General features: G+C 66.0%; 1 pseudogene. It reads right to left on the bottom strand.

The window, feature by feature from the left end:
- Nucleotides 1-123 (bottom strand): annotated as a pseudogene (locus FV226_RS27810) (IS3 family transposase); the annotation flags it as partial.
- Nucleotides 124-250 lie beyond the last annotated feature (127 nt).

Below are 250 nucleotides of genomic sequence, written 5' to 3'. Positions count from 1 at the left end.
GCATGATGTGCTCGACACAGGCGCGTCGGCGCGCGGGGCTCAGAAGTTTCCCCGGGACGCCTCCTGCAGGATCAGCTTGTCGAGGGTGAGATCGGCGATTGCCTTTCGAAGCCGAGCATTCTCGGTCGTGTCCCAGGCGGTGGTGTAGCTGAGGGGTGGTCATCGGCGGTTGCCGGGTAGGGTCGGGTTGCGACGACCAACCCCGAACCCGAGAGACCCCCGATGACCGACGAGATCATGGCCCTGCGCG

This window comes from Methylobacterium sp. WL12 (assembly GCF_008039475.1).
GTDB classification, from domain to species: domain Bacteria; phylum Pseudomonadota; class Alphaproteobacteria; order Rhizobiales; family Beijerinckiaceae; genus Methylobacterium; species Methylobacterium cerastii.
Note: the sequence above shows the minus strand (reverse complement) of the source record. Positions and strands in the feature narration are given on the sequence as shown.